18 protein-coding genes and 1 tRNA gene are annotated in these 22,465 nt (G+C 63.6%); 11 read left to right on the top strand and 8 right to left on the bottom strand.

The genetic code is table 11. The features are described from left to right. Nucleotides 1-15 precede the first annotated feature (15 nt). The 3 genes from D3250_RS11535 to D3250_RS11545 are packed head-to-tail and all read left to right on the top strand — an operon-like array spanning nucleotide 16 to nucleotide 3,592. A complete protein-coding gene (locus D3250_RS11535; RefSeq protein WP_119903515.1) occupies nucleotides 16-1,533 on the top strand; it encodes an MmgE/PrpD family protein in 1,518 nt (505 codons plus the stop codon). After that, nucleotides 1,533-2,459 (top strand): methylisocitrate lyase, encoded by a 927-nt coding sequence (gene prpB / locus D3250_RS11540; RefSeq protein ID WP_119903516.1) that lies wholly within the window; start codon nucleotides 1,533-1,535, stop codon nucleotides 2,457-2,459. Before D3250_RS11535 ends, prpB begins: the two co-directional genes overlap by 1 nt. Beyond that, on the top strand, nucleotides 2,456-3,592 hold the full coding sequence (locus D3250_RS11545; RefSeq protein ID WP_119903517.1) for a bifunctional 2-methylcitrate synthase/citrate synthase: 1,137 nt from the start codon (nucleotides 2,456-2,458) through the stop codon (nucleotides 3,590-3,592). The genes prpB and D3250_RS11545 overlap by 4 nt, the downstream gene beginning before the upstream one ends. 106 nt (nucleotides 3,593-3,698) lie before the next feature. On the opposite strand, the gene D3250_RS11550 is transcribed toward D3250_RS11545, so the two are convergent. After that, on the bottom strand, nucleotides 3,699-4,781 hold the full coding sequence (locus tag D3250_RS11550; RefSeq protein ID WP_119903518.1) for an alcohol dehydrogenase catalytic domain-containing protein: 1,083 nt from the start codon (nucleotides 4,779-4,781) through the stop codon (nucleotides 3,699-3,701). Between the two features lie 210 nt (nucleotides 4,782-4,991). Here D3250_RS11550 and D3250_RS11555 point away from each other — a divergent pair, with 210 nt between their 5' ends. The 4 genes from D3250_RS11555 to nrfD all read left to right on the top strand — a co-directional run bounded on the left by D3250_RS11555 (nucleotide 4,992) and on the right by nrfD (nucleotide 11,977). Beyond that, complete coding sequence (locus D3250_RS11555; protein WP_225973298.1) at nucleotides 4,992-6,530, top strand: OFA family MFS transporter; 1,539 nt, start codon at nucleotides 4,992-4,994, stop codon at nucleotides 6,528-6,530. A gap of 73 nt (nucleotides 6,531-6,603) precedes the next feature. Further along, nucleotides 6,604-9,906 (top strand): formate dehydrogenase, encoded by a 3,303-nt coding sequence (gene fdh / locus D3250_RS11565; protein WP_225973299.1) that lies wholly within the window; start codon nucleotides 6,604-6,606, stop codon nucleotides 9,904-9,906. Then, a complete protein-coding gene (locus D3250_RS11570) occupies nucleotides 9,903-10,913 on the top strand; it encodes a 4Fe-4S dicluster domain-containing protein (protein ID WP_119903521.1) in 1,011 nt (336 codons plus the stop codon). Before fdh ends, D3250_RS11570 begins: the two co-directional genes overlap by 4 nt. A 92-nt stretch (nucleotides 10,914-11,005) precedes the next feature. Then, nucleotides 11,006-11,977 (top strand): NrfD/PsrC family molybdoenzyme membrane anchor subunit, encoded by a 972-nt coding sequence (gene nrfD / locus D3250_RS11575; RefSeq protein ID WP_318778955.1) that lies wholly within the window; start codon nucleotides 11,006-11,008, stop codon nucleotides 11,975-11,977. Nucleotides 11,978-11,999: 22 nt separating this feature from the next. Here the strand turns inward: nrfD and selD are convergent, their stop codons facing one another. Continuing rightward, nucleotides 12,000-13,013: a selenide, water dikinase SelD gene (gene selD / locus D3250_RS11580; protein ID WP_119903523.1), complete on the bottom strand. Its 1,014-nt coding sequence runs from the start codon at nucleotides 13,011-13,013 to the stop codon at nucleotides 12,000-12,002. A 97-nt stretch (nucleotides 13,014-13,110) separates the two neighbouring features. On the opposite strand from selD, the gene D3250_RS11585 reads away from it, so the two are divergent. From D3250_RS11585 to selB, 3 genes are all read left to right on the top strand, one after another. Beyond that, nucleotides 13,111-13,205, top strand: a tRNA-Sec gene (locus tag D3250_RS11585). A 40-nt stretch (nucleotides 13,206-13,245) separates the two neighbouring features. After that, on the top strand, nucleotides 13,246-14,589 hold the full coding sequence (selA, locus tag D3250_RS11590; RefSeq protein ID WP_119903524.1) for an L-seryl-tRNA(Sec) selenium transferase: 1,344 nt from the start codon (nucleotides 13,246-13,248) through the stop codon (nucleotides 14,587-14,589). Then, a complete protein-coding gene (selB, locus tag D3250_RS11595) occupies nucleotides 14,589-16,376 on the top strand; it encodes a selenocysteine-specific translation elongation factor (protein ID WP_119903525.1) in 1,788 nt (595 codons plus the stop codon). Before selA ends, selB begins: the two co-directional genes overlap by 1 nt. 22 nt (nucleotides 16,377-16,398) lie before the next feature. On the opposite strand, the gene D3250_RS11600 is transcribed toward selB, so the two are convergent. Genes D3250_RS11600 through D3250_RS11615 form a run of 4 tightly spaced genes read right to left on the bottom strand, consistent with a single transcriptional unit; the run spans nucleotide 16,399 to nucleotide 20,311 of the window. After that, entirely contained in the window at nucleotides 16,399-17,919 is a 1,521-nt protein-coding gene (locus tag D3250_RS11600; protein WP_119903526.1) for a bifunctional PIG-L family deacetylase/class I SAM-dependent methyltransferase, read from the bottom strand. After that, nucleotides 17,916-18,884: an acyl-CoA dehydrogenase family protein gene (locus D3250_RS11605; RefSeq protein ID WP_225973300.1), complete on the bottom strand. Its 969-nt coding sequence runs from the start codon at nucleotides 18,882-18,884 to the stop codon at nucleotides 17,916-17,918. The genes D3250_RS11600 and D3250_RS11605 overlap by 4 nt, the downstream gene beginning before the upstream one ends. Next, nucleotides 18,881-19,570 (bottom strand): glycosyltransferase family 2 protein, encoded by a 690-nt coding sequence (locus D3250_RS11610; protein ID WP_158583139.1) that lies wholly within the window; start codon nucleotides 19,568-19,570, stop codon nucleotides 18,881-18,883. The genes D3250_RS11605 and D3250_RS11610 overlap by 4 nt, the downstream gene beginning before the upstream one ends. Before the next feature lie 9 nt (nucleotides 19,571-19,579). Continuing rightward, nucleotides 19,580-20,311 carry a YwaF family protein gene (locus tag D3250_RS11615; RefSeq protein ID WP_119903528.1) on the bottom strand — a complete coding sequence of 244 codons (732 nt, stop codon included), beginning with the start codon at nucleotides 20,309-20,311 and terminating at the stop codon, nucleotides 19,580-19,582. Nucleotides 20,312-20,544: 233 nt separating this feature from the next. Between D3250_RS11615 and D3250_RS11620 the strand changes: the two genes are divergently transcribed. After that, nucleotides 20,545-20,760 (top strand): YciI family protein, encoded by a 216-nt coding sequence (locus D3250_RS11620; RefSeq protein WP_192892601.1) that lies wholly within the window; start codon nucleotides 20,545-20,547, stop codon nucleotides 20,758-20,760. Between the two features lie 46 nt (nucleotides 20,761-20,806). On the opposite strand, the gene D3250_RS11625 is transcribed toward D3250_RS11620, so the two are convergent. Together D3250_RS11625 and D3250_RS11630 are read right to left on the bottom strand one after the other, a co-directional pair. Further along, nucleotides 20,807-21,433 (bottom strand): trimeric intracellular cation channel family protein, encoded by a 627-nt coding sequence (locus D3250_RS11625; RefSeq protein WP_119903529.1) that lies wholly within the window; start codon nucleotides 21,431-21,433, stop codon nucleotides 20,807-20,809. Nucleotides 21,434-21,460: 27 nt separating this feature from the next. Further along, nucleotides 21,461-22,462: a site-specific tyrosine recombinase XerD gene (locus D3250_RS11630; RefSeq protein WP_119903530.1), complete on the bottom strand. Its 1,002-nt coding sequence runs from the start codon at nucleotides 22,460-22,462 to the stop codon at nucleotides 21,461-21,463. Between the last annotated feature and the right edge of the window lie 3 nt (nucleotides 22,463-22,465).

The following is a 22,465-nucleotide window of genomic DNA, read 5'->3' on the forward strand; positions in this document are numbered from 1 at the left end:
AGGACACCCCACCACATGATCGAGCACAAAGTACGGGTCCACCCCAGCAAAGCCAACCTGGCCCGCGAAGACCAATTAGCGTACAAGATAGCCCAGGTCGCCGTGGATGAGGTGGCTGTGGAGGACGACGTGACCGAGATGGTCATCAACCGAGTGATCGACAACGCGTCTGTGGCCGTGGCGTCACTGACCCGCGCACCGATCGTCTCGGCCCGAGCCCAAGCGCTGGACCACCCGGTCTCCGCCAACGGCACTGGAGCCTCGATCTTCGGCATCAACCAGAAGTCGTCGCCCGAATGGGCCGCCTGGGCCAACGGCGTAGCCGTGCGCGAACTGGATTTCCACGACACCTTTCTCGCCGCGGACTACTCCCACCCGGGTGACAACATCCCGGCCATCCTCGCCGTGGCCCAGCACACCGGACGCTCAGGTGCTGACGTCGTTCGCGGGTTGGCTACGGGTTATGAGATCCAGGTGGATCTGGTGAAAGCGATATGCCTGCACAAACACAAGATTGACCATGTGGCTCACCTGGGACCATCGGCCGCCGCCGGAATCGGCACCATGTTGGGTCTGGACGCGGAGACCATCTTCCAGGCCGTGGGCCAGGCGCTGCACACCACTACCGCAACCCGCCAGTCACGCAAGGGTGAGATTTCCACGTGGAAGGCCCACGCGCCGGCCTTTGCTGGAAAGATGGCCGTGGAGGCCGTGGACCGTTCGATGCGAGGACAGACCTCACCGGTGCCCATCTACGAAGGTGAGGACGGCGTGATTGCATGGATCCTGGACGGTCCCAACGCCGAATACACTGTCCCTCTGCCTGCTCCCGGTGAGGCTAAACGCGCCCTCCTGGACACCTACACCAAGGAGCACTCCGCCGAGTACCAGGCCCAAGCGTGGATCGACCTGGCCCGAAAGCTGCATCACGAGCACCCAGAGGTGACGGATCCTGCGAATGTGGAGTCGGTCTTGATCCGCACCAGCCACCACACTCATTTTGTCATCGGCTCCGGGGCCAATGACCCCCAGAAGTACGAACCAACGGCCTCCAGAGAAACACTCGACCACTCAATTCCCTACATCTTCACGGTGGCCCTGCAGGACGGCAGCTGGCATCACGGTGACTCCTACGCTCCGGAACGGGCTGGCCGTCCGGACACGGTGGAGCTGTGGCATAAGGTCGCCACTGAGGAGGACCCGGAGTGGACCCGCCGGTACCACTCGTTGGACATCTCTGAGAAAGCTTTCGGTGGTTCCGTGGAGATTCGACTGACTGATGGAGGCACCATCACCGATGAGATCGCTGTGGCAGACGCCCACCCGCTGGGTGCCCGGCCGTTCGCTCGCGAGCAGTACATCGCCAAGTTCCGTTCCCTGGCGGCCGGTATCATCGACGACGCCGAGGCCAACCGGTTCCTCGAGACTGCACAGCGACTGCCCGAGCTGGCCGCCGATGAGCTTGTGGGTCTCAACATCCAAGCTGCTGCCGGCGTCGTCGATCTCTCCGTCTCTCCCAAAGGGCTGTTCTGATGTTGTACGCAACAACCACACCTGAGCAGAAGCGCGCCCACCTGCGGAGGATCCTGACCCCAGGGGCCGGCCGGCAGTTTCCGGGCACGTTCACTCCTCTGAGCGCACCCCTGATCCAGGAGAAAGGGTTTGACGGTCTCTACGTCTCCGGGGCGGTGTTGGCTAACGAGCTCGGTCTGCCAGATATCGGGCTGACCACGCTGACTGAAGTCGCCCATCGGGCTGGGCAGATCGCCCGGATGTCCGATCTGCCCACCATCGCTGACGCTGACACTGGTTTTGGTGAGCCGATGAACGTCGCCCGAACCATTCACGAGCTGGAGAACGCTGGTCTTGCCGGGTGCCACATCGAGGACCAGGTCAATCCCAAGCGCTGCGGACACCTGGACGGCAAAGCCACGGTGGATACGGAGACTGCCACCAAGCGGATCCGTGCGGCGGCGCAAGCCCGCCGGGATGAAAACTTCCTGATCATGGCGCGGACGGACCTGCGCGCAGCCGAAGGACTGGACGCCGCTGTGGAGCGCGCTCAGGCCCTGGTCGCCGCAGGGGCTGACGCCATCTTCCCCGAGGCCATGAAGGACCTCAGCGAGTTCGAGGCCATGTGCAGCGCGGTGGACGTACCAGTGCTGGCGAATATGACCGAGTTCGGAAAATCTGAGCTGTTCACCCGCGAGCAACTGGCTGCCGCCGGGGTGGCACTCATCATCTATCCGGTCACGTCGCTGCGCTCGGCGATGGGCGCCATTGAACGTACGCTGGACACCATAGCCGCCCAAGGTACCCAGGAGCCGGCGGTGCAGGAGATGATGACTCGTGCACGGCTGTATGAGCTGGTGGACTACGAGGCCTACAGCAGTTTTGACGCCGGGGTCTTCGACTTCGACGTGCCAGAACGTTTTACAGATCAAGGAGCGCAAGGATGACTGAGAACACTGTGTACAAGGGCCTAGCTGGCGTCGTCGCTGACTACACCGCCGTCTCCAAGGTCAACCCGGAGACGAACTCTCTGCTCTATCAGGGCTACCCGGTGCAGCAGCTCGCCGCTGAGCTGAACTTTGAAGCCGTGGCGCTGCTGCTGTGGAACGGTGACCTGCCGAACGACGATGAGCTCAGGGAGTTTGTTGAGTTTGAGCGCAGCCACCGGGCGCTGGCGCCAAATGTGCGGGCCGCAGTTGATCTGCTCCCCACTGACTGCCATCCCATGGACGTAGGACGCACTGCAGTCTCGGTGATGGGCGCAAATGATCCGGATTCGGAAGACTCCGAACGCTCCACAGAGTTGCTCAAGGCCAAGAAGCTCTTTGCCGCGTTTCCTGCAGTGGTGGCATATGATCAGCGCCGCCGGCGTGGCCAGGACCTCGTTGAGCCTCGCGATGATCTGGACTACTCGCAGAACTTTCTGTGGATGACATTCGGTGAGGAAGCCCCGCCGGAAGTTGTGGACGCGTTCCGAGTATCGATGGTCCTATACGCTGAGCACTCCTTCAACGCCTCCACGTTCACTGCCCGGGTTGTCACTTCAACTTTGGCAGATCTGCATTCGGCGGTTACTGCGGCCATCGGAGCGCTGAAGGGTTCCCTCCATGGCGGTGCGAATGAAGCTGTAATGCACACCTTTGAAGAGATTGGAATCCGCAAGGAGGAGACGCGTGACGAGGCTGCGACGCGTTCCAAGGCGTGGATGGAGAACGCTTTGGCCGAAAAACGTAAGGTGATGGGCTTCGGCCACCGCGTGTACAAGCATGGTGACTCCCGCGTGCCGACGATGAAGAATGCGTTGGACGCTATGGTGGAGCACTACGGCCGGGGTGAGATCATGGGCCTCTACGACGGGCTCGAATCTGCCATGGACGAGGCTAAGGGCATCAAACCCAACCTTGACTACCCGGCTGGACCCACCTATCACCTCATGGGCTTCGACACAGAGATGTTCACGCCCCTGTTCATCGCTTCCCGGATTACTGGATGGACTGCCCACATTATGGAGCAGCGCGCGAATAACTCCCTGATCCGCCCACTGAGTGAGTACAACGGCCCAGACGAGCGGCACATCTAGAAGAGGGCATCACCTACCTGCCGGGAGGTGGTGCCGCCGGCATCACGGATGGCTGCCTTGTCCGCCCCAGCCCGCACCACCGCCCAAAGGGCCCAAGGGCCCAAGTTCAGGGTCGAATGACTGCAACCCCCGGCTGAGTGCCACGCGACATCGCCGCTAGAGCATCAGGCACATCATCGAGCCCGAGCTCTCGAGTGACCAACACACCAGGGTCCACTGCCCCTGTAAGGAGCAGGTCGAGGAGCGCTGGATAGTCTGCCGCGGCCATGCCATGGCTGCCCAGAATAGACAGCTCCAGAGCCACTACTCGAGGGATGAGGGTGCGCGGGACCTCCGCGAAAAGTCCTACCTGTACGTGGCGGCCCAGGGGGTCGAGGCTGCGTAGGGCGGCCTCGAGAGTTTCAGAACGGCCGAGGGCCTCCAGTGTGACGTGCGGCCCGGGTAAGGCGCTTTGGCTGCCTGGCGCCTGGACACCCTCTCTCGTCAGATCCGACGCAACAGCACGGACCTCCGCTGCTACTTCCTCAGGGGATAGCCCGGTGGGGTTCACACAGCCTGCGGCTCCGATGCTTCGTGCGAGCTCAAGGGCCCCGGGAGACACGTCGACCGCAATGGCCCGGGCCCCCATAGCCTGGGCGAGCATCACCGCAGAGAGCCCTACACCTCCACAGCCGAAGACTGCCACAATTTCACCGCGGCGCACTTGCGCACGATCACGTAGCGCACGGAATGCGGTGGCGAAACGGCATCCCAATGAGGCGACGCTTGCTCCGGGAAGGCTTTCCGGGACAACAACGAGGTTGTGTGAGGCGGCCGGCACTACCACCTGCTCGGCCCAAGACCCGTCATAGGTGAAGCCAGGTTGGGTCTGGTTCGGGCAAATTTGGGATTCACCTGCGGTACACCAATCGCAGTTCCCGCACCCACACACAAATGGGGCAGTCACTCGCTGTCCGACCGACCACCCAGTGACTCCGGCACCGAGCGCTGAGATGCGTCCGACAAACTCGTGTCCGGGCACGTATGGAAGGAGTACGCCGTCGTCATGACCGGCGAAGGCGTGGAAGTCACTGCGGCACAGGCCGGTGAGCTCAACGTCGATCACGGCTCCTCCGGCGGCGGCCGTGGGGGTGGGAAGGTCGACAACCTGAGGAACCTCACCGAAAGCTGTGATGTGGACGGCACGCATCAGAGCATTCTACGAAACGCTGCTGAAACTCTCACCGGTGAGAGTATTGCGATGAACTGTCGTTATCCAAAAAACCAGCCAAATCACGGTTTGCGTTCAGGAAAAGATGCATTTTGGCAAGCTTCTCATAAACCATTGCCCTACCACTATATTCGCTGATATCAATTAGTTGTCGTGACCGCCGTCACCCGCCCCAGCTGAGGAGCTCGCATGACAACTGTCCAGACGCCGACTAGATCCGCACCCATGCAACGCATCACTGCGGGCCCCGGCTTCAACCGCTGGCTGATCCCACCTGCAGCATTGGCAGTGCATTTCTGCATCGGACAGGCATACGCCACGAGCGTCTACAAGGCAGAGCTGGTCGCCCACTTCGAGTCCAGCCAGACTGCGGTCGGCATTATCTTCTCCATCGCGATTGTCATGCTCGGGCTCTCAGCTGCGCTCTTCGGCACGTGGGTCGACCGGAATGGGCCACGACGTGCCATGCTTGCCGCCACGACCTGCTGGGTCACCGGATTCGCCGTCGGCGCGCTGGGCATCTACGTCGAACAACTGTGGCTGGTGTATCTCGGCTACGGCTTCATCGGCGGCATAGGCCTAGGTATCGGCTACATCTCCCCTGTCTCGACGCTGATCAAGTGGTTCCCAGACCGGCCAGGTTTGGCCACAGGAATGGCGATCATGGGCTTCGGCGGGGGCGCAATGATCGCCAGTCCCCTCTCGTCTGCGGTGCTGCGCCTGTACGACGGCGGCGTTCCCGACGAGGGCCTACACACCGGCAACGCCGTCGCCGCTCTGTTTCTCACCCTCGGTGCGGTCTACCTGGTGGTCATGCTCTTCGGCGCGCTGATCGTTCGGGTTCCGCACCCCGATTGGAAGCCGGAGGGTTACGATCCCAACCAGGTGAAGCAGAAGTCGATGGTCACCACGGGGAATGTGAAAGCCAACACGGCTCTCACCACCCCGCAGTTCTGGCTGCTGTGGATCATACTGTTCTGCAATGTCACCGCCGGCATCGGGATACTGGAACATGCTTCTCCGATGATCCAAGACTTCTTCCGGGGCGAGGACGGCAGTTCGACCGTAGCTGCCGCTGCTGCCGCCGGGTTCGTGGGCTTCCTGAGCCTGACAAACATGGCGGGCCGATTCATCTGGTCCTCGGTCTCCGACATTATCGGCCGGAAGAACATCTACTTGCTCTACCTGGGTGGCGGACTGCTTCTCTACGTGTCGCTCGCTGTCTGGGGTAGCGTATCGATGGCACTGTTCATCGTCATCACGGGCATTATTCTGAGTTTCTATGGGGGCGGATTTTCAACCGTTCCAGCCTATCTTCGTGATCTCTTCGGCACCCTCCAAGTTGGCGCCATCCACGGTCGGCTGCTGACGGCCTGGTCCGCTGCGGGCATTGCCGGACCGCTCATAATCAACAGCATTCTCGACGCCAGCGGAGAACCAGGCACACTCACCGCCGCAGACTACCGGCCAGCTCTGTTCACTATGGTCGTGCTGCTCGCGATCGGGCTGACTGCCAACATATTGGTTCGCGCGGTCAGCGATAAGCACCACGCAGAAAACGCGCCCAAGGAGCAAACCGACCGGACCGCAGCCGAAGAGTCCGAGGAGGTGGTGGAGCGCGCTAAGCATCCACGCGTCCCGATAATGCTGGCCTGGATAGTCGTCGGAATCCCCCTGGCCTATGGGGTGCTGATGACCCTTAACAACGCCGTTCGGCTCTTTGCGTAGGGGCGTGTTTGACTCGCTCCGTCAGGTAAATGCGCGCCTCCCCAGCTTCATGACCGCGTGCTAACATCGCGATATGGCAAGGATCACGCCGTTGGAATGGCCGGTCTTCCGTCAGCTGCGCTCCCGGGACTCCAGCGGACGGGGCGCCGCCGTGACCTCCAAGAAAACGCGCGAGACCACCCCGAGGACTGACGCAGCAGACACGGTCGTCCAGAGCATCTGCCCGTACTGCGCTGTCGGGTGCGGACAGAAGATCTACGCCAAGGACAACCGCGTCATACACATCGAGGGCGACCCGGATTCGCCAATATCCCGCGGACGGTTGTGCCCCAAAGGCGCTGCCAGCGAACAGCTCGTCAACTCAGTGGGCCGCCAAACCAAGGTTCTTTACCGCGCTCCTCGGGCCCGTGACTGGGAGGCGCTCAGCCTCGACCGTGCGATCGACATGATCGCAGATCGGCTCCTGGAAGCCCGCAAGAAGCATTGGGAGGACACCGATCAGCATGGCAAACCAGTGCGCCGCACTATGGGCTTCGCCAGTTTGGGCGGAGCAACTATCGACAATGAAGAGAACTACCTGATTAAGAAGCTGTTTTCAGCAGCGGGAGCGGTCCAGATCGAGAACCAAGCCCGCATTTGACACTCTTCCACAGTTCCCGGTCTGGGGACTTCGTTCGGGCGAGGGGGCGCCACCCAACCCCAGCAGGATCTGGCGAATGCCGACTGCATCGTCATTCAGGGGTCCAATATGGCCGAGTGCCATCCTGTGGGATTCCAGTGGGTCACTGAGGCCAAACAGCGCGGCGCCCGTGTCATTCACGTCGATCCCCGCTTCACGCGGACGAGTGCGGTCGCGGACCGCCACATTCCGCTCCGCGCTGGAAGCGACATTGTGCTGCTCGGAGCGCTGATCAATTACGTGCTGACCCATGGACTGTGGTTCAAAGAATACGTCCGCGCCTACACCAACGCAGCCACTATCATCTCCGAGGACTATCAAGACCCCGAAGACTTGAATGGGCTCTTCTCCGGTTACAACCCGGAGGACGGCTCCTACGACAAGTCCTCCTGGTCCTACCAGGCCGCCGGAAACAAGAAGAAGGTGGGCGAACCCGGAGCTGAGTCCGAGGGGGACGCGGCTGAGCCTCACGAGTTCGGCGCAGGAGGCCCCCCACTCAGCCACTCCAATGTGATCCGGGACGAGAGCCTCCAAGACCCCAGGTGCGTCTTCCAGCTGCTGAAACGCCACTACGAACGCTATACGCCCGAAATGGTGGAGCGCACTTGTGGCATCTCCGCTGACGACTTTGCGTACCTTGCCGAGTCCGTGACTCAGAACTCCGGCAGGGAGCGCACTACCGCCTTCACTTATGCAGTCGGCTGGACCCAGCACGCGCAGGGCGCTCAGTTCATCCGCACCGCCGCAATACTGCAGCTTCTGCTCGGAAATATGGGCCGCCCGGGCGGCGGCATCATCGCTCTCCGGGGGCACGCGACGATCCAGGGCTCCACCGACATCCCCACCTTGTTCAACCTTCTGCCCGGCTACCTTCCGATGCCCGAAGCGGGCCAGCACGACACCCTGGACGAATATCTGGATACGATCCGTTCCAAGAAGCAGAAAGGCTTCTGGACCAACGCAGACGCCTACACCGTCAGCCTGCTGAAGGCCTGGTGGGGCGACGCTGCGAAGAAGGACAACAACTTCGCCTACGACTATCTGCCCAAGCTGACTGGAGCTCACGGCACCTATCAGACCGTCGAACGCATGCTCCGTGATGAGCTCGACGGCTACTTCCTGATTGGTCAGAACCCGGCCGTGGGGTCAGCCAACGGAAAGATGCAGCGCATGGGCATGTCCCGACTGAAGTGGCTGGTGGTGCGGGACTTCAGCCTCATTGAGTCGGCCACATGGTGGAAGGACGGCCCTGAGATCGAGTCCGGTGAGCTGCGCAGCGAGGACATCGAGACCGAGGTGTTCTTCATGCCGGCGGCAAACCACACAGAGAAGGCTGGTTCCTTCACCCAGACCCAGCGGCTGGTCCAGTGGCGTCATCAAGCAGTCACCCCACCGGATGATGCCCAGAGTGAACTGCATTTCTTCCACGAGCTGGGCAAGCGGATCCGTGAGCGCCTTGCCGACTCCCAGGACTGGCGGGACCGCCCACTGCTGGACCTCACCTGGGACTACCCCACCGATGAACACGGCGAGCCGGAAGCGGAAGCAGTGTTGGCTGAGATCAACGGCTTTCACGTCACAGGACCTGACAAGGGCGAGCCGCTGTCAACTTTCAACGACATGCGCTCCGACGGCTCCACTGCAGGAGGCTGCTGGATCTACACGGGGATCTACGCCGAACGGGTGAATCAGGCAGCGCGCCGCAAACCTGGCCAGGAGCAGGATGAGACGGCTGCTGAATGGGCATGGGCTTGGCCGGCAAACCGCCGCCTGCTGTACAACCGTGCCTCCGCCGATCCGCAAGGCCGCCCATGGAGCGAGCGCAAGAAGTATGTGTGGTGGGACGCTGAACAGCAGCGCTGGACGGGTAAGGATGTTCCCGACTTCCCTGTGGACCGGGCACCTGATGCGAGGCCGGATCCCGACGCGGGCGGTCCGGAGGCACTGGCAGGCGATGACCCGTTCATCATGCAGGCTGACGGAAAGGGTTGGCTCTTTGCTCCCCACGGGATGGTGGATGGACCTATGCCTACGCACTATGAGCCCCCCGAGTCCCCCATCGACAACCCGCTCTACGGTCAGCAGAGTAATCCCTCCAGAATCCGTTTTCCGCGCGAAGACAATTTGCTCGCACCCTCTGCCTTGCAGCCGGGCTCGGAGATTTACCCACATGTCTTCACCACCTACCGGCTGACCGAGCATCATACCGCTGGGGGCATGAGCCGGTTCCTGCCCTATCTCGCTGAGCTGCAGCCAGAGATGTTCTGCGAGGTCTCCCCGGAATTCGCAGAAGAGATTGGCCTAGAGGCCTATGGCTGGGCCACCATCATCTCGCCGCGTTCAGCAATCGAGGCCAGAGTCTTCGTGACCGAGCGGATGACCTCGCTCACGATCGCCGGCCGTCGCGTCCACCAGGTGGGGCTGCCCTACCACTGGGGCGTCGGAAGCGAGGCGGTGGTGGAGGGTGATGCGGCCAACGACTTACTGGGGCTCTCCTTGGACCCGAACGTGCACATTCAGGGCTCCAAAGCCGCTCAGTGTGCCGTCCGACCCGGCCGTCGGCCCCGCGGGCCTGACCTTCTGAGACTCGTCGAAGATCTTCGACACCAGGCTGGTCTTACAGTCGAGACGGGCAACGCACGGCTCACGGTGCCGTGGAACGCATCGGAGGGCCAACCCAAGGGGAAGAAATCATGAAGTCGCTCACCGAAGATACCCGACTTAGCGCCGAGGCCTACGCGGAACGTGCGGGCACCCGCAAAGCGTTCTTCACCGACACCTCGATCTGCATCGGCTGCAAAGCCTGCGAGGTCGCCTGCAAGGAATGGAACCGCAACCCGCAGGACGGCAATCTGGAGGTGCTGGGTTCCTCCTACGACAACACAGGAGAGCTCGGCGCAAACACCTGGCGCCACGTGGCCTTCGTGGAACAGGACAAGGACCGGATCGAGAAGGCCCGCGAATCCGGCCGCAAATTGGTCAACCTAGGCATCCCCAGCGTCGGCCCGCCCTCCCAGGGTGGGCCCGGACCGGCCGGAGCTGGCCAGAATGGCACCGCCCCTCCGGATACCGCCGAGTTCCGGTGGCTGATGTCCTCCGACGTCTGCAAGCACTGCACCCACGCTGGCTGTCTGGACGTCTGTCCCACCGGTGCGCTGTTCCGCACCGAATACGGCACGGTCAAAGTCCAGGAAGACATCTGCAACGGCTGCGGCACCTGCGTGGGAGGCTGTCCCTTTGGGGTGATCGAGCGTCGCGACGAAGGCATCATCCGGGCCAAGACCGAACGGGCGCAGTCCCAGTACGCGCAGGAGATCCCAAACCCTGGCACGGCGAACAAGTGCACCTTCTGCTACGACCGACTCGTGGACGGCCAGACCCCAGCCTGCGCCCAGACCTGCCCCACCACCTCCATCAAATTCGGCGACCGCGAGGACATGGTTGAGCAGGCGCGCCAGCGAGTCGCCGAACTGCACAAGCAGGGAATGACCGAGGCCCGCCTCTACGGAGCCAACCCGAACGACGGCGTCGGTGGCACCGGTTCGGTCTTTCTACTGCTGGACGAGCCGGAAGTCTACGGTCTGCCGCCTGACCCTCGAGTCCCCACGAAGGATCTGCCGCGCATGTATAAACAGGCTGTGATGGCTGCCAGCGGCATGATCGCCGCCGTCGGCCTCTCCTTTGTGCTGGGAGCCCGCCGGTGACGACTTCTCAACACGACCACCATCGCCCACCTGAACCTTCCCGCAATGGCCGAAGGGGCCGTAAGGCTGCTGAGGGCGCACGGGAAATTCCGATGGTCGAGAAGCCCCAATTCAGCTCTTATTACGGTCGCGCTGTGGTCAAGGCGCCCCCCTGGGGTGACGAGATCGCTGCTTACCTCTTTCTGGGCGGACTGGCCGGCGGGTCGTCTCTGCTGTCCCTGGGAGCGCAGGTCACTGGCAGCCGCACACTGCAAAGAAACGCACGACTGACTGCTCTGGGCGCCGTGGGCCTGGGCACTGTGGCACTGGTGCACGACCTCGGCCGACCCGAACGATTCCTCTACATGCTGCGAACGTTCAAAATCACCTCACCGATGAGTGTGGGAAGTTGGGTGCTGACTTCGTTCAGCACCGGTGCTGGGGTGACAGCAGCGGTCGAGGTGGACCGGCTGACCAGCCAGCGGTTGCCGCTGGGCCCCCTGCGACCGGTGCTCTACGCGCTCGAAGGCCCGGCCGAGGCGCAGACCGCCCTGCTGGCAGCACCCTTGTGCAGCTACACTGGGCCGCTGCTGTCCAACACTGCAGTCCCCACGTGGAACGCTGCGCGTGACGAACTTCCGTTCGTCTTTGTATCGTCGGCCGCACTTGCTGCCTCCGGCGCAGCGCTGGTCTCCACCCCAGTGCGAGACACCCAGCCGGCGCGAGCGCTTTCCGCCCTCGCCGCAGTGGGGGATGTGATTTCTATGAAGCTGATGAAACAGCGTATGCATCCCGCCGAAGCCGAACCCCTCCAGACGGGCGCGCCCGGAACCATGCTGAAGTGGGCAGAACGTCTCGCCGTCGGCGGCGCGGCAGGGGCAGTCCTGCTGGGCAGGTACCGAGCACCGGCAGTTGCCAGCGGAGCGCTGATGATGGGTGCCTCTGCACTGACTCGCATCGGTATCCTGAGGGCAGGTATCGCCTCCGCTAGGGACCCGCGGCACACCATAGAACCGCAGAAGGCCCGGCTTCAGGCTCGCCAGGCCGACGGCGTGGTGCACGACTCCATCACCACCGCCGGCTGACCGAACCCGTGAGGCGCAGCCTCTAGCGGATCTCGATGAAGCTTTCGGTTACCTCGGTGGTGTGCCCGATGATCGGATAACCGGGGACTTCTCCGACGACGAGCAGCCCCCCGGACGTTTGGGCATCGGCCAAGGTCAGCAGGTGCTCCTCACTGATCCCAGGGCCTGCGATGAGATGTTCGCGGACCCAGGCCAGATTTCGTCTGGTGCCACCGGATATATAACCCTCGCGCAGCGCATCTTCTGCGCCATCTATGAGCGGGACCGCCGATGCGTCCAGCCGTGCGCCCACACCCGAGGCTCGGCACATTTTGTAGAGGTGCCCAAGGAGCCCGAACCCGGTGACATCCGTTGCTGCGCGGACCCCAGCACGGACCGCTGACCTAGCCGCTTCGCGGTTCAGCGTCACCATGGTCTCCACGGCTTCAGCAAACACCTCGCCCGTTGCCTTGTGCCGATTGTTCAGCAGTCCCAGGCCGATGGGCTTCGTCAGCGTCAGTGGCAGGCCCGGCTCGGCGGCGTCGTTGCGGAGCAGCTTATCGCTGTGGACCGTGCCAGTCACTGCGAGTCCATATTTCGGCTCCGGGTCGTCCACCGTATGCCCTCCAATCAGGGGACATCCTGCCTGCTGCGCCACAGCCTGGCCACCGCGCAGCACTTCCGTGAGCAGCTCCAGGGGAAGGATGTCCCGAGGCCAGCCCACAAGGTTGATGGCGATGGTCGGCGTTCCGCCCATCGCGTAGATGTCAGAGAGCGCATTGGCTGCGGCGATGCGACCCCAATCGTAGGCGTCATCGACTACGGGGGTGAAGAAGTCAGCGGTGGAAAGCACGGCGAGGTGATCGTTGAGGCGCACCGCGGCGGCATCATCACCGCCGTCGAGCCCTACCAGGACGTCGTCGGACAGTTGGGCGGGCAACCCGGCCAGTACCTTCTCAAGTTCCCCGGGAGGTATCTTGCAGGCGCACCCCCCACCGTGGGCGTAGGTGGTGAGCCTGGGGGCGGTGGAAGCTGCCGCTGAAGCCTGTGCTGTCATGGTGTTGAGTATAGGTCCGGGGGCGCTCACAGTGCCGCGGACCCGAGTCCCCCAAAGTCATACGCTCCGCAGGCCGGCGTCATGGTACTTTGACCGAGGAGGTGTCTGGGTCCTGGTGGGCCCCACGGTCTTCAAAACCGCTGAGACCGAGCACCTCGGTCTGGCGGGTTCGATTCCCGTCCACCTCCGCCAAGTTGCCCAGCTGTCCCCATCCGCCACGAGGAGGTCAGACGTGGTCAGCCCAGATCCCCGCCGCCTCATCCCGGGTACCGATACCCTCCTGGCCCGGCCCCACATTCGGGACGCCTCCGCAGGACTCAGCCCGCATGTGCTCAGGCATATCATCACCCAGACCCAGCAGCGCGCTCGCCAGGGCCGTTTGGCACCTGACCAGGTAGAGACTGAAGTGCTGTCGCGACTCGTGAGCTACCGACCTTCGACGATGCGCCGGGTGGTCAATGCCACCGGGGTGGTGGTCCACACCAACCTCGGGCGCGCGCCACTGTCTGAGGGAGCCCGGGAGGCCGTCGCTGAGGCTGCAGGCTATGTCGACGTCGAAATCGACTTGAACACCGGCCGTCGCTCCGGACGTGGTGGCGGGGCCCGCCGCGCACTGCTGGCCGCCTGTCCCCAAGCCGAGGATGCCCTGATCGTCAACAACGGCGCGGCTGCGTTGGCACTGGCGGCTGCGGCGCTCGTGGGAACCAACGAAGTCGTGATCAGCCGCGGCGAGCTTGTCGAGATCGGCGCCGGGTTCCGACTCCCGGAGCTGATCGAATCCACTGGGGCACGTCTGCGGGAGACCGGCACCACCAACCGCACCCACCTCAGCGACTACGTCTCCGCTCTCTCACGGCAACCGAGCGAACCAGTCGCTGCCGTGCTCAAAGTGCATCCCAGCAACTACAGAATCGCGGGATTCACCTCTTCGGTGAACGTGCGCGAGCTCGCCGCACTCTGCAAGCACCATGGGGTGCCGCTGATCGTTGACGCGGGCAGCGGGCTGCTCAATCCGGATCCGACCCTCCCCGAGGAGCCCGACCTCACCAGCGCTTTGGCCGACGGAGCCGACCTGGTCATTGCCAGCGGAGACAAACTGCTCGGTGGGCCGCAGGCAGGTCTGCTGCTCGGCAGTGCTTCCATCATCGCAAGACTGGCGAAGCACCCGTTGGCCCGCGCTGTGCGGACCGACAAGCTCACACTCGCTGCACTGGAGGGGACCCTCAATGGTGGACAGACTCCGGTGGAAGCTGCCCTGCACATCGACCCCGACACTCTGTTGGCCCGCGCACAGCGCATGGCCGAGGCACTGAGCGCGGAAGTGGTGCCGCATGAGGGTCGGGTCGGCGGCGGCGGCGGTACGGAGGTGCCGCTTCCCGGGTGGGCCGTGCGCCTGCCGGAGGAGGCCGCTGCGCCGCTTCGAGCGGTCCATCCGGCCATTCTCACCCGTATCAGTGATTCCTCGTGTCTGTTGGACCTTCGTTGCGTACCTGAAGCAGAGGATGATGCCGTGCTCAGCGCGGTGGAGGGTGTGCTGCGTGCCCTGCGCGATCCCACTGAGGAGCTGTCCAAGTGATGTATGTCATGGCAACGGCAGGGCACGTCGACCACGGCAAGTCAACACTGGTGCGGGCACTGACCGGTACTGAGCCGGACCGGTGGGAGGAGGAGCGCAGGCGGGGCCTGACCATCGACCTGGGATTCGCCGCCATGACGCTCCCTTCGGGACGGGTGCTGTCCTTTGTGGATGTTCCCGGTCATGAACGGTTCCTGGGGAACATGCTTGCCGGTCTGGGCCCTGCGCCCATGGTGTGCTTTGTGGTCGCGGCGGATCAGGGTTGGCAGGCCCAGTCCAGCGACCACCGCGACGCCGTCGCCGCCTTAGGGATTGACAGCGGCCTGATCGTCATCACCCGCACAGATCGAGCCCCGGGACGCGCACCCGAAGTGTTGGAGCAGGCCCGGCGGGAGCTTGCGGGCACCGGGTTGGAGGCAGCGCCTGCAGTGGCCGTTTCCGCGGCGCAGGGCTCCGGTCTGACCGAGCTGCGCGAGACGCTCGATTCAGTGCTTGCACACGCCCCCCGGCCGGCACCGGATACGCCGGTGCGGATGTGGGTGGACCGTGCCTTCAGCCTTCGCGGAGCAGGCACTGTGGTCACGGGGACCCTCGCGGCAGGATCGCTGCACCAAGAGCAGCGCCTTCAGCTGCTTGGTGCGGCCGTCGACGAGACCGTGAGTGTGCGCGGACTCCAGGCCCGTCACCACGAAGTGGAAACATTGGAAGCCGTCGACCGCGCAGCGGTCAACCTGCGCGGTGCGCCGACTGAGCGACTCGCTCGCGGTGATATGCTGCTGACCCCCGGGGCCTGGCATCTGACCACAGTCATCGACGTGCGGCACAGCACCGGGGAGAGTTTTGAGGATGCTCCCCAGAGTCTCACTGTTCATCTGGGAACCGCTGCCGTCCCGGCACGGTGCCGGCGTTTCGACAACCTCCACGCTCGGCTGACCCTGGACCGCCCGCTCCCCGCGAGAATCGGCGACCGGGTGCTTCTGCAGGGCTCCAGCAGCCGGCCGGTGCGCGCAGGCGCCCTGGTGCTGGATGTGGAGCCGCCGCAGCTCCATCGGCGTGGGGCAGGAAGACGACGCGCCGAAGCATTGGCCAACATGCCTCCTGACGGAGATCTCCTGGGTGAGGTCACACGTCGGACGGCGGTCAAGGAAGACGCCCTGATCCGGATGGGCCTCGAGGTGCCCACTGAGCTAGGCCCGGAAGTGGAGCGGGTGGGCAGTTGGCTCGTGGATGCGAATCAGATGCAGCACTGGGCTGGTCGATTACGTGCCGCCGTGGAACAGCATCTGGATCAGGACCCACTCTCCGCAGGGCTCTCTGCGGGTGCCGCAGCTGATCGCCTGAGCCTCCCTGACCGCGCACTGCTTTCGCCACTGGTCAGTCAGGCCGGGCTGCTCCACAGCGCCGGGCTCATCACAAGCCCCCGCTTTCGACTCAGTATGGGTCCCGCGGAGGCCTCCGTCGTTGACCTCGAAAACCAGTTGGCCGCGGCACCGTTCCTTGCTCCGGAGGCCCAGAGACTCACCGAGCTGGGACTAACCGAGCGAGAGTTGGCGGCCGCTGAGCGCCAGGACCGCATCTTACGGCTTGCCGGAGGCGTCATACTGCTGCCCAGCGCCCCCGCCCGGGCCATGGGCGTGCTATCCCGCTTGGATCAGCCGTTCACGATGAGCGCGGCTCGCCAGGCCCTGAGCACCAGCCGCCGGGTGGCAGTCCCACTGCTGGAGCATCTAGACTCGCGCGGGTGGACCCGCCGGGTCGACGCCGCTCTCCGTGAGGTTGTGCGCTGAACACCTCGTCTGAGTGAAGATTTTATGCGGGGAGCGCGGCCTGAGGTCCCTCACTCCTTGTCGGACTGCGGACCTCGAAGACCTCAAGCAGGTAATCGCGGTGGCTGGCATCCCGGTGGAGCCTCCTGAGCTGCGGCTCCGTCATGAGAACCTCATGGGTGTCCGATCCTCCCCCAGACCAGCCAGTGACAGGGTGCCGCCAGTGGACCGCCACCAGATGCGCGCCTGCCGCCGCCCGTGCGCACAGTCCGCTGATGATCTCCGCCAATTCCGCGCGCGGGAGGAAGTACAGCACCTCGGAGATGACCAGCAGATCAGAGCCCTCCGGTCCCAGCTCATCTTCCTCGATGGACAGCGCGCGCTGCTCAATTTTCACCTGGTCGGCAGAAAGAGTGCCATCGCGCACTAGGCTGCGGATTCGACCCTGGGCTGTCCGGACCGCACTTTCAACGGGCTCCCAACCAATAACGCGGTCGGCCCGCTGCGCCAGATCTGCGGTGAGCACCCCAATGGAGCAGCCGGGTTCGAAGCACAGCGAGTAGCGGCGACGGGGAAGCGATGTAAGTGTCGCGGCGCGCTTCTTCTCTTCATAGACGGACGTCTCCATCTCCCATGGGTCTCGAGAGGCGTCGTAAAGACCGCGCAAATGGTCTAAACCGTCGACATCTTCGTCACCGTCGTGACACCCGGGCACAGTGCCGGGAGGCACAGCAATCGGGACGAACATCTCCGGGACAGAAAGCAGCCGTTCCATCACATGGGCAGGCATCACCGGCTGGTGGGTGCTGCCTTCTGGCCAGCGTGTGATTTGGGAGGTGAAGCATGCCGCCGCTTCCCGCTTCGCTGACTGCAGAGGCGGCGACATCGACCCGCGAAATGCCCGGTGAACCGGAAACCAGCCCTGGCGCGGGGAGTCCCAATGAAGGGCCCAGATTGGAAATTCCAGAAGATGAACAGGACGGCCTCGTGCCCGCAGATCTGCTGCTGCCAGGCGTGCAGCGCGGCTCACGGCCTCATGGTCCGGATGGCCATCGGACTGCCAATGCGTCAGGAGAGTCACCGGCGTTGTCGTTTCAGTCAGCTGAGAGTCCCCCGGTATGGCGTTGAGGATTCCTTTGACATTGTCGATGATCGCTTCTTGGTGCGCGGCCAGCTCACCATCGGGATAACCCAAGAAAGTCGGTGTCGGTGTCCCTAGGGCACCCGCTGCCGCACGGGATTCTTCCCTGCGAATCTCACCCAGGTGCGCAGCATGGACCGTGGGGTCGTGGGCATGAGACTTGTCACCATCCGAGACGATGATCGGCTGCACTGCCCTTCCCTGCCGCACCAGGTCTGCGACCAGTGCACCCGGTCCAAGCACCTCATCGTCTGGGTGGGCAACCAGGATCACAACCCGGTGAGTATCGTCCACGCGTATCTCAGGCAGATCACGCGCGGCACTCAACCATACCTCGGGAGCAGTACCGGGGTCCTCCAATGGAGCCCTGGCGAAGCTTTCGGTGCTGGAGGTCGGATGTCGACCCGCTGCAAGGCCGTTCATCGGGTCACCTCTGTATCCTCCGCGAGGACCAACTCGGCGAGTTCGACGTCATCGGCCTCAGCATGACTCTGCCGTATGTATACCTGCAGATCCTGCAGTCGCTGCGCGGCTCGCTCGTCCCGAGCGAAGGGCGTTGCCCCCAGCGCTCGGCCGAATCGGTGTACGACGTCAGTGCACGCCCGTTCCACCATAGAGCGCACGGCGAATGCCCGCTGCCGCGCCGCCGCCAAATCCTCAGGTGCCGCATCCAGGTCCTGGGCTGCGGAATCCAGGGCCCCGGTGATCACGGCGTCCCAGGAGAGACACGCTCCCAGATGCGCCAAGGTATGCGGGTTATTACGCAGACGTTGAGACGCGGCGATGGTAAGTCGCAGGATATCCACCAGGCCTTGAGCGCCTCCCCACCAGCAGCTCGCCACCCCCACGCCACCGTGCCAGAAACCTGGCCTATCGAGGTAACTGGAAGGAGTTCCTGCGGCAGAGGCAGTGACATTGTCGAAGTGGACTTCACCGGTGGCTGTTTGCGTCATGCCAGCAGCAGCCCATCGCAGGCTTCCTGCAGACACTCCCGGTTGACGGAGATCGACCGCGAACAGTCGGGAGCCCTCCCCCGCGCGGGCGGTGACCAGAGCATGAGTGGCGTAACCTGCTCCGGAGCACCACGGCTTGGTGCCGGTGAGCTTCCACTGACCCTCATGGAAATGCGCGTGAACGACTGGGGTGGGCGGCTCAGCGGCCCAGACTGCCCACAGGGAGTCCGCCTGAGGCCTCTGTTCCAACCGCAGCTCAGCGCAGATCGCCACGGCGTCGGCATGCGCCTCGATCATCCGGGCCGCCGGGAGATCCTCACGTGCAAGCTGACGCAGGACGTCCCACCGGGCCGCTGTCGCACCAACTCCTGGGAGTGGGATATCAGCGCGCCCCTGGCTGATCCATCTGCGTGCCGTGCTAATCGCCTGGGTCACGAGGCAGCCTCCAGCGAGTTGAGGTAGTGGCCGAAACCATGTTCTGCGCGGGTGACGGACCGAGCCGACGTCACCACTGGAGCGCGCGAGCAGAAGTCGACGCGCAGTCCAGCGGCTGCTATGCGGTCCACCAGCCCCTGGTCCTCCCCTGTGGCTCGCCCACTGAAGCCCCCCACGGCTCGGTACGTGGCGGCCGTGAAACTTAGATTGGCGCCGTGGACGTGTGTCGCCGACGCAGCATATGCCCGCTCATACTGCGCCTGGAGTGACGGTCTCCGTCCCGCCCAGTCGCGCACACTCACCATGCCAGCCACAGCGTCTGCCCCCGATTCAGTGTGGCGCAGGTGTTCAGTGAGCCATGTGCGGGGAACAAGTGAATCCGCATCAGTACACAGCAGCAGTGCCTCGTCGGGAACCCGAGTGTTTCCAGAGTCAAAAATAGTGGCAAACCCCGCAGAGCGAGCCGCTCCGACTGACCCGGCGTCGAGAGTCATCACCTCGTCAGCCCACTGTGCAGCCGCTGCGGCGGAGTTGTCGCGGCACCGGTCAGCCACCACCGTGATACGAGCTGAGACGGGCTGATGCTCGTGATGAGCGGCATAGTCAATGGCCTGCCGTACCGCACCAAGTGACAGCGGAAGCAGATCTTCCTCATTGCGAGCCGGGATGACGATTCGGACCTCCACCCTATTCACCTAGTACCTCACCTGTCTTGTCACCGGAACAGCCCTGCGGAAAGTCCACGGCCAGGTCATGAGAGCCCAGAGGCAGGCGGCTATCACCGCGAGCCAGAGGACATAGACCGGCCATGGTCCCAGGAAATCCAGCAGTGACGCCCCCTCAGGGTGGCGGTTCAGAAAGGCGTAGTTCGTTCCGAGGATCGCGTTGGCGGCCATGGCGAATGCCGCCCACACCAGTGCAGCACCATAAGCGACCCTGAAGTCCCACCATCCGGGGCGATACCCCACGCCCCAGATCAGCGCCAGCGGGACCAGCAGAACAGCAATGTGCAGACCCCAGTAAAAGAAGAAACTCAGCGACGGCCCGATGAGCATATTGGGGTGAGGTGTCAACAGTGCCTGAGGGTTGAGTGTCAGCCCCCAAAAATAGGAGATCGCGATCGCCCAGCGTGACCTGGTGATCAGCGCGATGGCGGCAATGAACCGCAATGCATCGGAAAAGTGCAGGGGCAGCGAGTTTTCGATATTCCAGTTCTGCGGAAGCAGGAACCAGACCATCCTCCAGAGAGAAACCCCCAGCAGGGCCCATCCAGCAATGCTGATGGCATAGGCTTCCGTGGCCGTTCCACGGATACGCCGCACACCCCACAGCGTCAAGACGCTCAGCACCACCGTCAGGCCGAGCAGCCCGAGGTGAACCCCGCCGAAAACCTCGGGGGGCTGGGCTGATGCAGTCACTAACGCCATTCCCTCCAGTCTAGGGAAACCATCGCAGCTCAGCAGTGAATTGCAGCGGCGGAACGCCGTGTTGGGAGGTGAAGTATGAGCAATCACGGCCCCCTGTCGGGTCTTCGGCCAGCACCGGGCGAAGCTGGTGGTACTCCGCGACCAATCGTGTTCGACTAATGGTGATTGCACATTGCAATCGCTTTCGGGGGTGTGCCACAGTTCACCGAGCCTCTGTCGTGTCTCATCCAATAATGGCACTGGCGACGAGTGGCCTTTCCAGGGCAGCCAGTCCAGGTCCGCAATCCTTCGGGACGCAGCGAAAACCCGGCGCTTTCATGACCTCTGGGCTGCCCGTGGCCGGCTTCATGGTGATCGAAGCTGACGATCTTGATCACGCCGTAGCCATCGTCTCAGATACTCCCTGCGCGGTCCCACACGGCGGCGTCGAGGTCTGGCCGCTGAAGTGAGACTTAGGTATCGCGCAGCTCGCGGAGGTGCAGTATGCCTTGGAGCCTACTCTGCTTGAGGCTGCTTGCCTGACAGAGGAATCCTCCATCCGAACCTGAGGGAGAGCATCCGCACCGTGAAGACCAAGGAAGAAATACCGATGCCGAACCAGACATTGAAGACGCCCAGCTCCAAGAAGAGCACAGTGAGCCCAGCGCCGAGCATGGCCGGTAGGGCGTAGATACCGCGGGGCACAACGATCTGCGGGATCTCATTGGCCACCACATCGCGCAGCGTGCCGCCGCCGACCGCAGTGGTCAAACCCAGCAGCGCACAGGCCACCGGGTTCAGGCCCGCCTCGAAGGCGACCACCGTCCCTGTGAGGCAGAACAGCGAGAGTCCCATCGCATCGAACGCCAGCATGGTCCGCCGCAACCGGTTTTCGTGCAGAAGCCGCGTGGCCACCAACACAACAGCCAAGAGCACCGGCAGGAGAAGCAGCGGATTCGCCAGAGCCACCGGCAAACCCTGCGAAATCATCACGTCACGGGTCACGCCCCCACCCAATCCGGCAAGGCTGGCCAAGAGCAGCGACCCCACCAGATCGAACTTTTTCCGGGCAGCCAGGAGCGAGCCCGAGACCGCAAACGCGAATATACCCATCAGCTCCAGCAACAGCAGCAGAGCATCCATGTTAGGCCTTTCTTCAGCAACGAGCGCTCAGAGCGCTCGCGGATGTGCGGTGAGATAGGTCTCCTGCAGTGTCTCCGCTGTGACCTTGGTGTAAATCTGCGTGGTGGTCACTGAGGCATGACCCAGCAGCTCCTGCACTGTGCGGATATCCGCACCGGCTTCGAGCATATGAGTCGCGCAGCTGTGCCGAAGAGTGTGCGGCGACACCACATCACTCAGCTCAGCCGCCTGAGCGGTCTTCCTCAGCATCTCCCACGCGGACTGGCGCGAAAGTCGTCCTCCCAGCTTGTTGACGAACAAAGCCGGGGAGTTTCTCCTGGGGCGCCCCGGCGACGTCTCCGCGAGAGCTGGCCGACCGGCGGTGAGATAGTCGCCCAGTGCCTTCTGCGCCATGCGACCTAGGGGCACCATGCGCTGCTTATTGCCCTTGCCCGTCACCCGGACCAGCACCAGGCCCTCTTGGCCGGTGGCCTGCAGTGAGTGCACGTCATCGACGTCCAGCGCCACGGCCTCCCCGATTCGGGCACCGGTGGCATAGAGGAACTCCAACAGAGCCTGGTCTCGCAGCCCGAGCGGAGTCGCGGCGTCCGGGGTGTCGATCAGCCGGGTGACCTGATCCACGGTCAGCGCCTTGGGGAGTGACTGCGCCAAGGTGGGGGCTGCGACGTCGTTGGCGGCGTCGAACCCTGCTCTTCCCTCCTGAGCCCAATACTTGTGCAGCCCCCGCACGGAGGCGAGCATCCTCGCCACCGAACGCTCCGCGAGGAGAGACCCCTCATCTGCGCCAGTGGTGACAGCCTGCAGATAGTCTGCGACATGCCCAGTGTCCACAGCGGCCGGCGACTCCACCCCCCTGCTGCTGAGGTACGCCGCGTACCGACAGAGGTCGCGCTCGTAGGAGGCCAGGGTGTTCGTGGAGGAGCCACGCTCAATGCGGAGGTGGGCCAGGTAATCTGCCACCTCCGGCCACAGCGCAGAGGACGTCGCCTCCTTGCGGAAAGAACCCCGCTGACCCTCCCGGCCGCTCACAGC

Origin of the sequence: Nesterenkonia natronophila (assembly GCF_003595215.1) — a bacterium.
In the GTDB taxonomy this organism is placed as follows: domain Bacteria; phylum Actinomycetota; class Actinomycetes; order Actinomycetales; family Micrococcaceae; genus Nesterenkonia; species Nesterenkonia natronophila.

Excerpts from the sequence above, each read along its gene's own strand:
- D3250_RS11535 (WP_119903515.1), top strand. The coding sequence starts at position 16 with ATGATCGAGCACAAAGTACGGGTCCACCCCAGCAAAGCCAACCTGGCC.
- prpB (WP_119903516.1), top strand. The coding sequence starts at position 1,533 with ATGTTGTACGCAACAACCACACCTGAGCAGAAGCGCGCCCACCTGCGG.
- D3250_RS11545 (WP_119903517.1), top strand. The coding sequence starts at position 2,456 with ATGACTGAGAACACTGTGTACAAGGGCCTAGCTGGCGTCGTCGCTGAC.
- D3250_RS11550 (WP_119903518.1), bottom strand. The coding sequence starts at position 4,781 with ATGCGTGCCGTCCACATCACAGCTTTCGGTGAGGTTCCTCAGGTTGTC.
- D3250_RS11555 (WP_225973298.1), top strand. The coding sequence starts at position 4,992 with ATGACAACTGTCCAGACGCCGACTAGATCCGCACCCATGCAACGCATC.
- D3250_RS11570 (WP_119903521.1), top strand. The coding sequence starts at position 9,903 with ATGAAGTCGCTCACCGAAGATACCCGACTTAGCGCCGAGGCCTACGCG.
- nrfD (WP_318778955.1), top strand. The coding sequence starts at position 11,006 with ATGGTCGAGAAGCCCCAATTCAGCTCTTATTACGGTCGCGCTGTGGTC.
- selD (WP_119903523.1), bottom strand. The coding sequence starts at position 13,013 with ATGACAGCACAGGCTTCAGCGGCAGCTTCCACCGCCCCCAGGCTCACC.
- selB (WP_119903525.1), top strand. The coding sequence starts at position 14,589 with ATGTATGTCATGGCAACGGCAGGGCACGTCGACCACGGCAAGTCAACA.
- D3250_RS11600 (WP_119903526.1), bottom strand. The coding sequence starts at position 17,919 with ATGAACGGCCTTGCAGCGGGTCGACATCCGACCTCCAGCACCGAAAGC.
- D3250_RS11615 (WP_119903528.1), bottom strand. The coding sequence starts at position 20,311 with ATGGCGTTAGTGACTGCATCAGCCCAGCCCCCCGAGGTTTTCGGCGGG.
- D3250_RS11620 (WP_192892601.1), top strand. The coding sequence starts at position 20,545 with ATGGCACTGGCGACGAGTGGCCTTTCCAGGGCAGCCAGTCCAGGTCCG.
- D3250_RS11625 (WP_119903529.1), bottom strand. The coding sequence starts at position 21,433 with ATGGATGCTCTGCTGCTGTTGCTGGAGCTGATGGGTATATTCGCGTTT.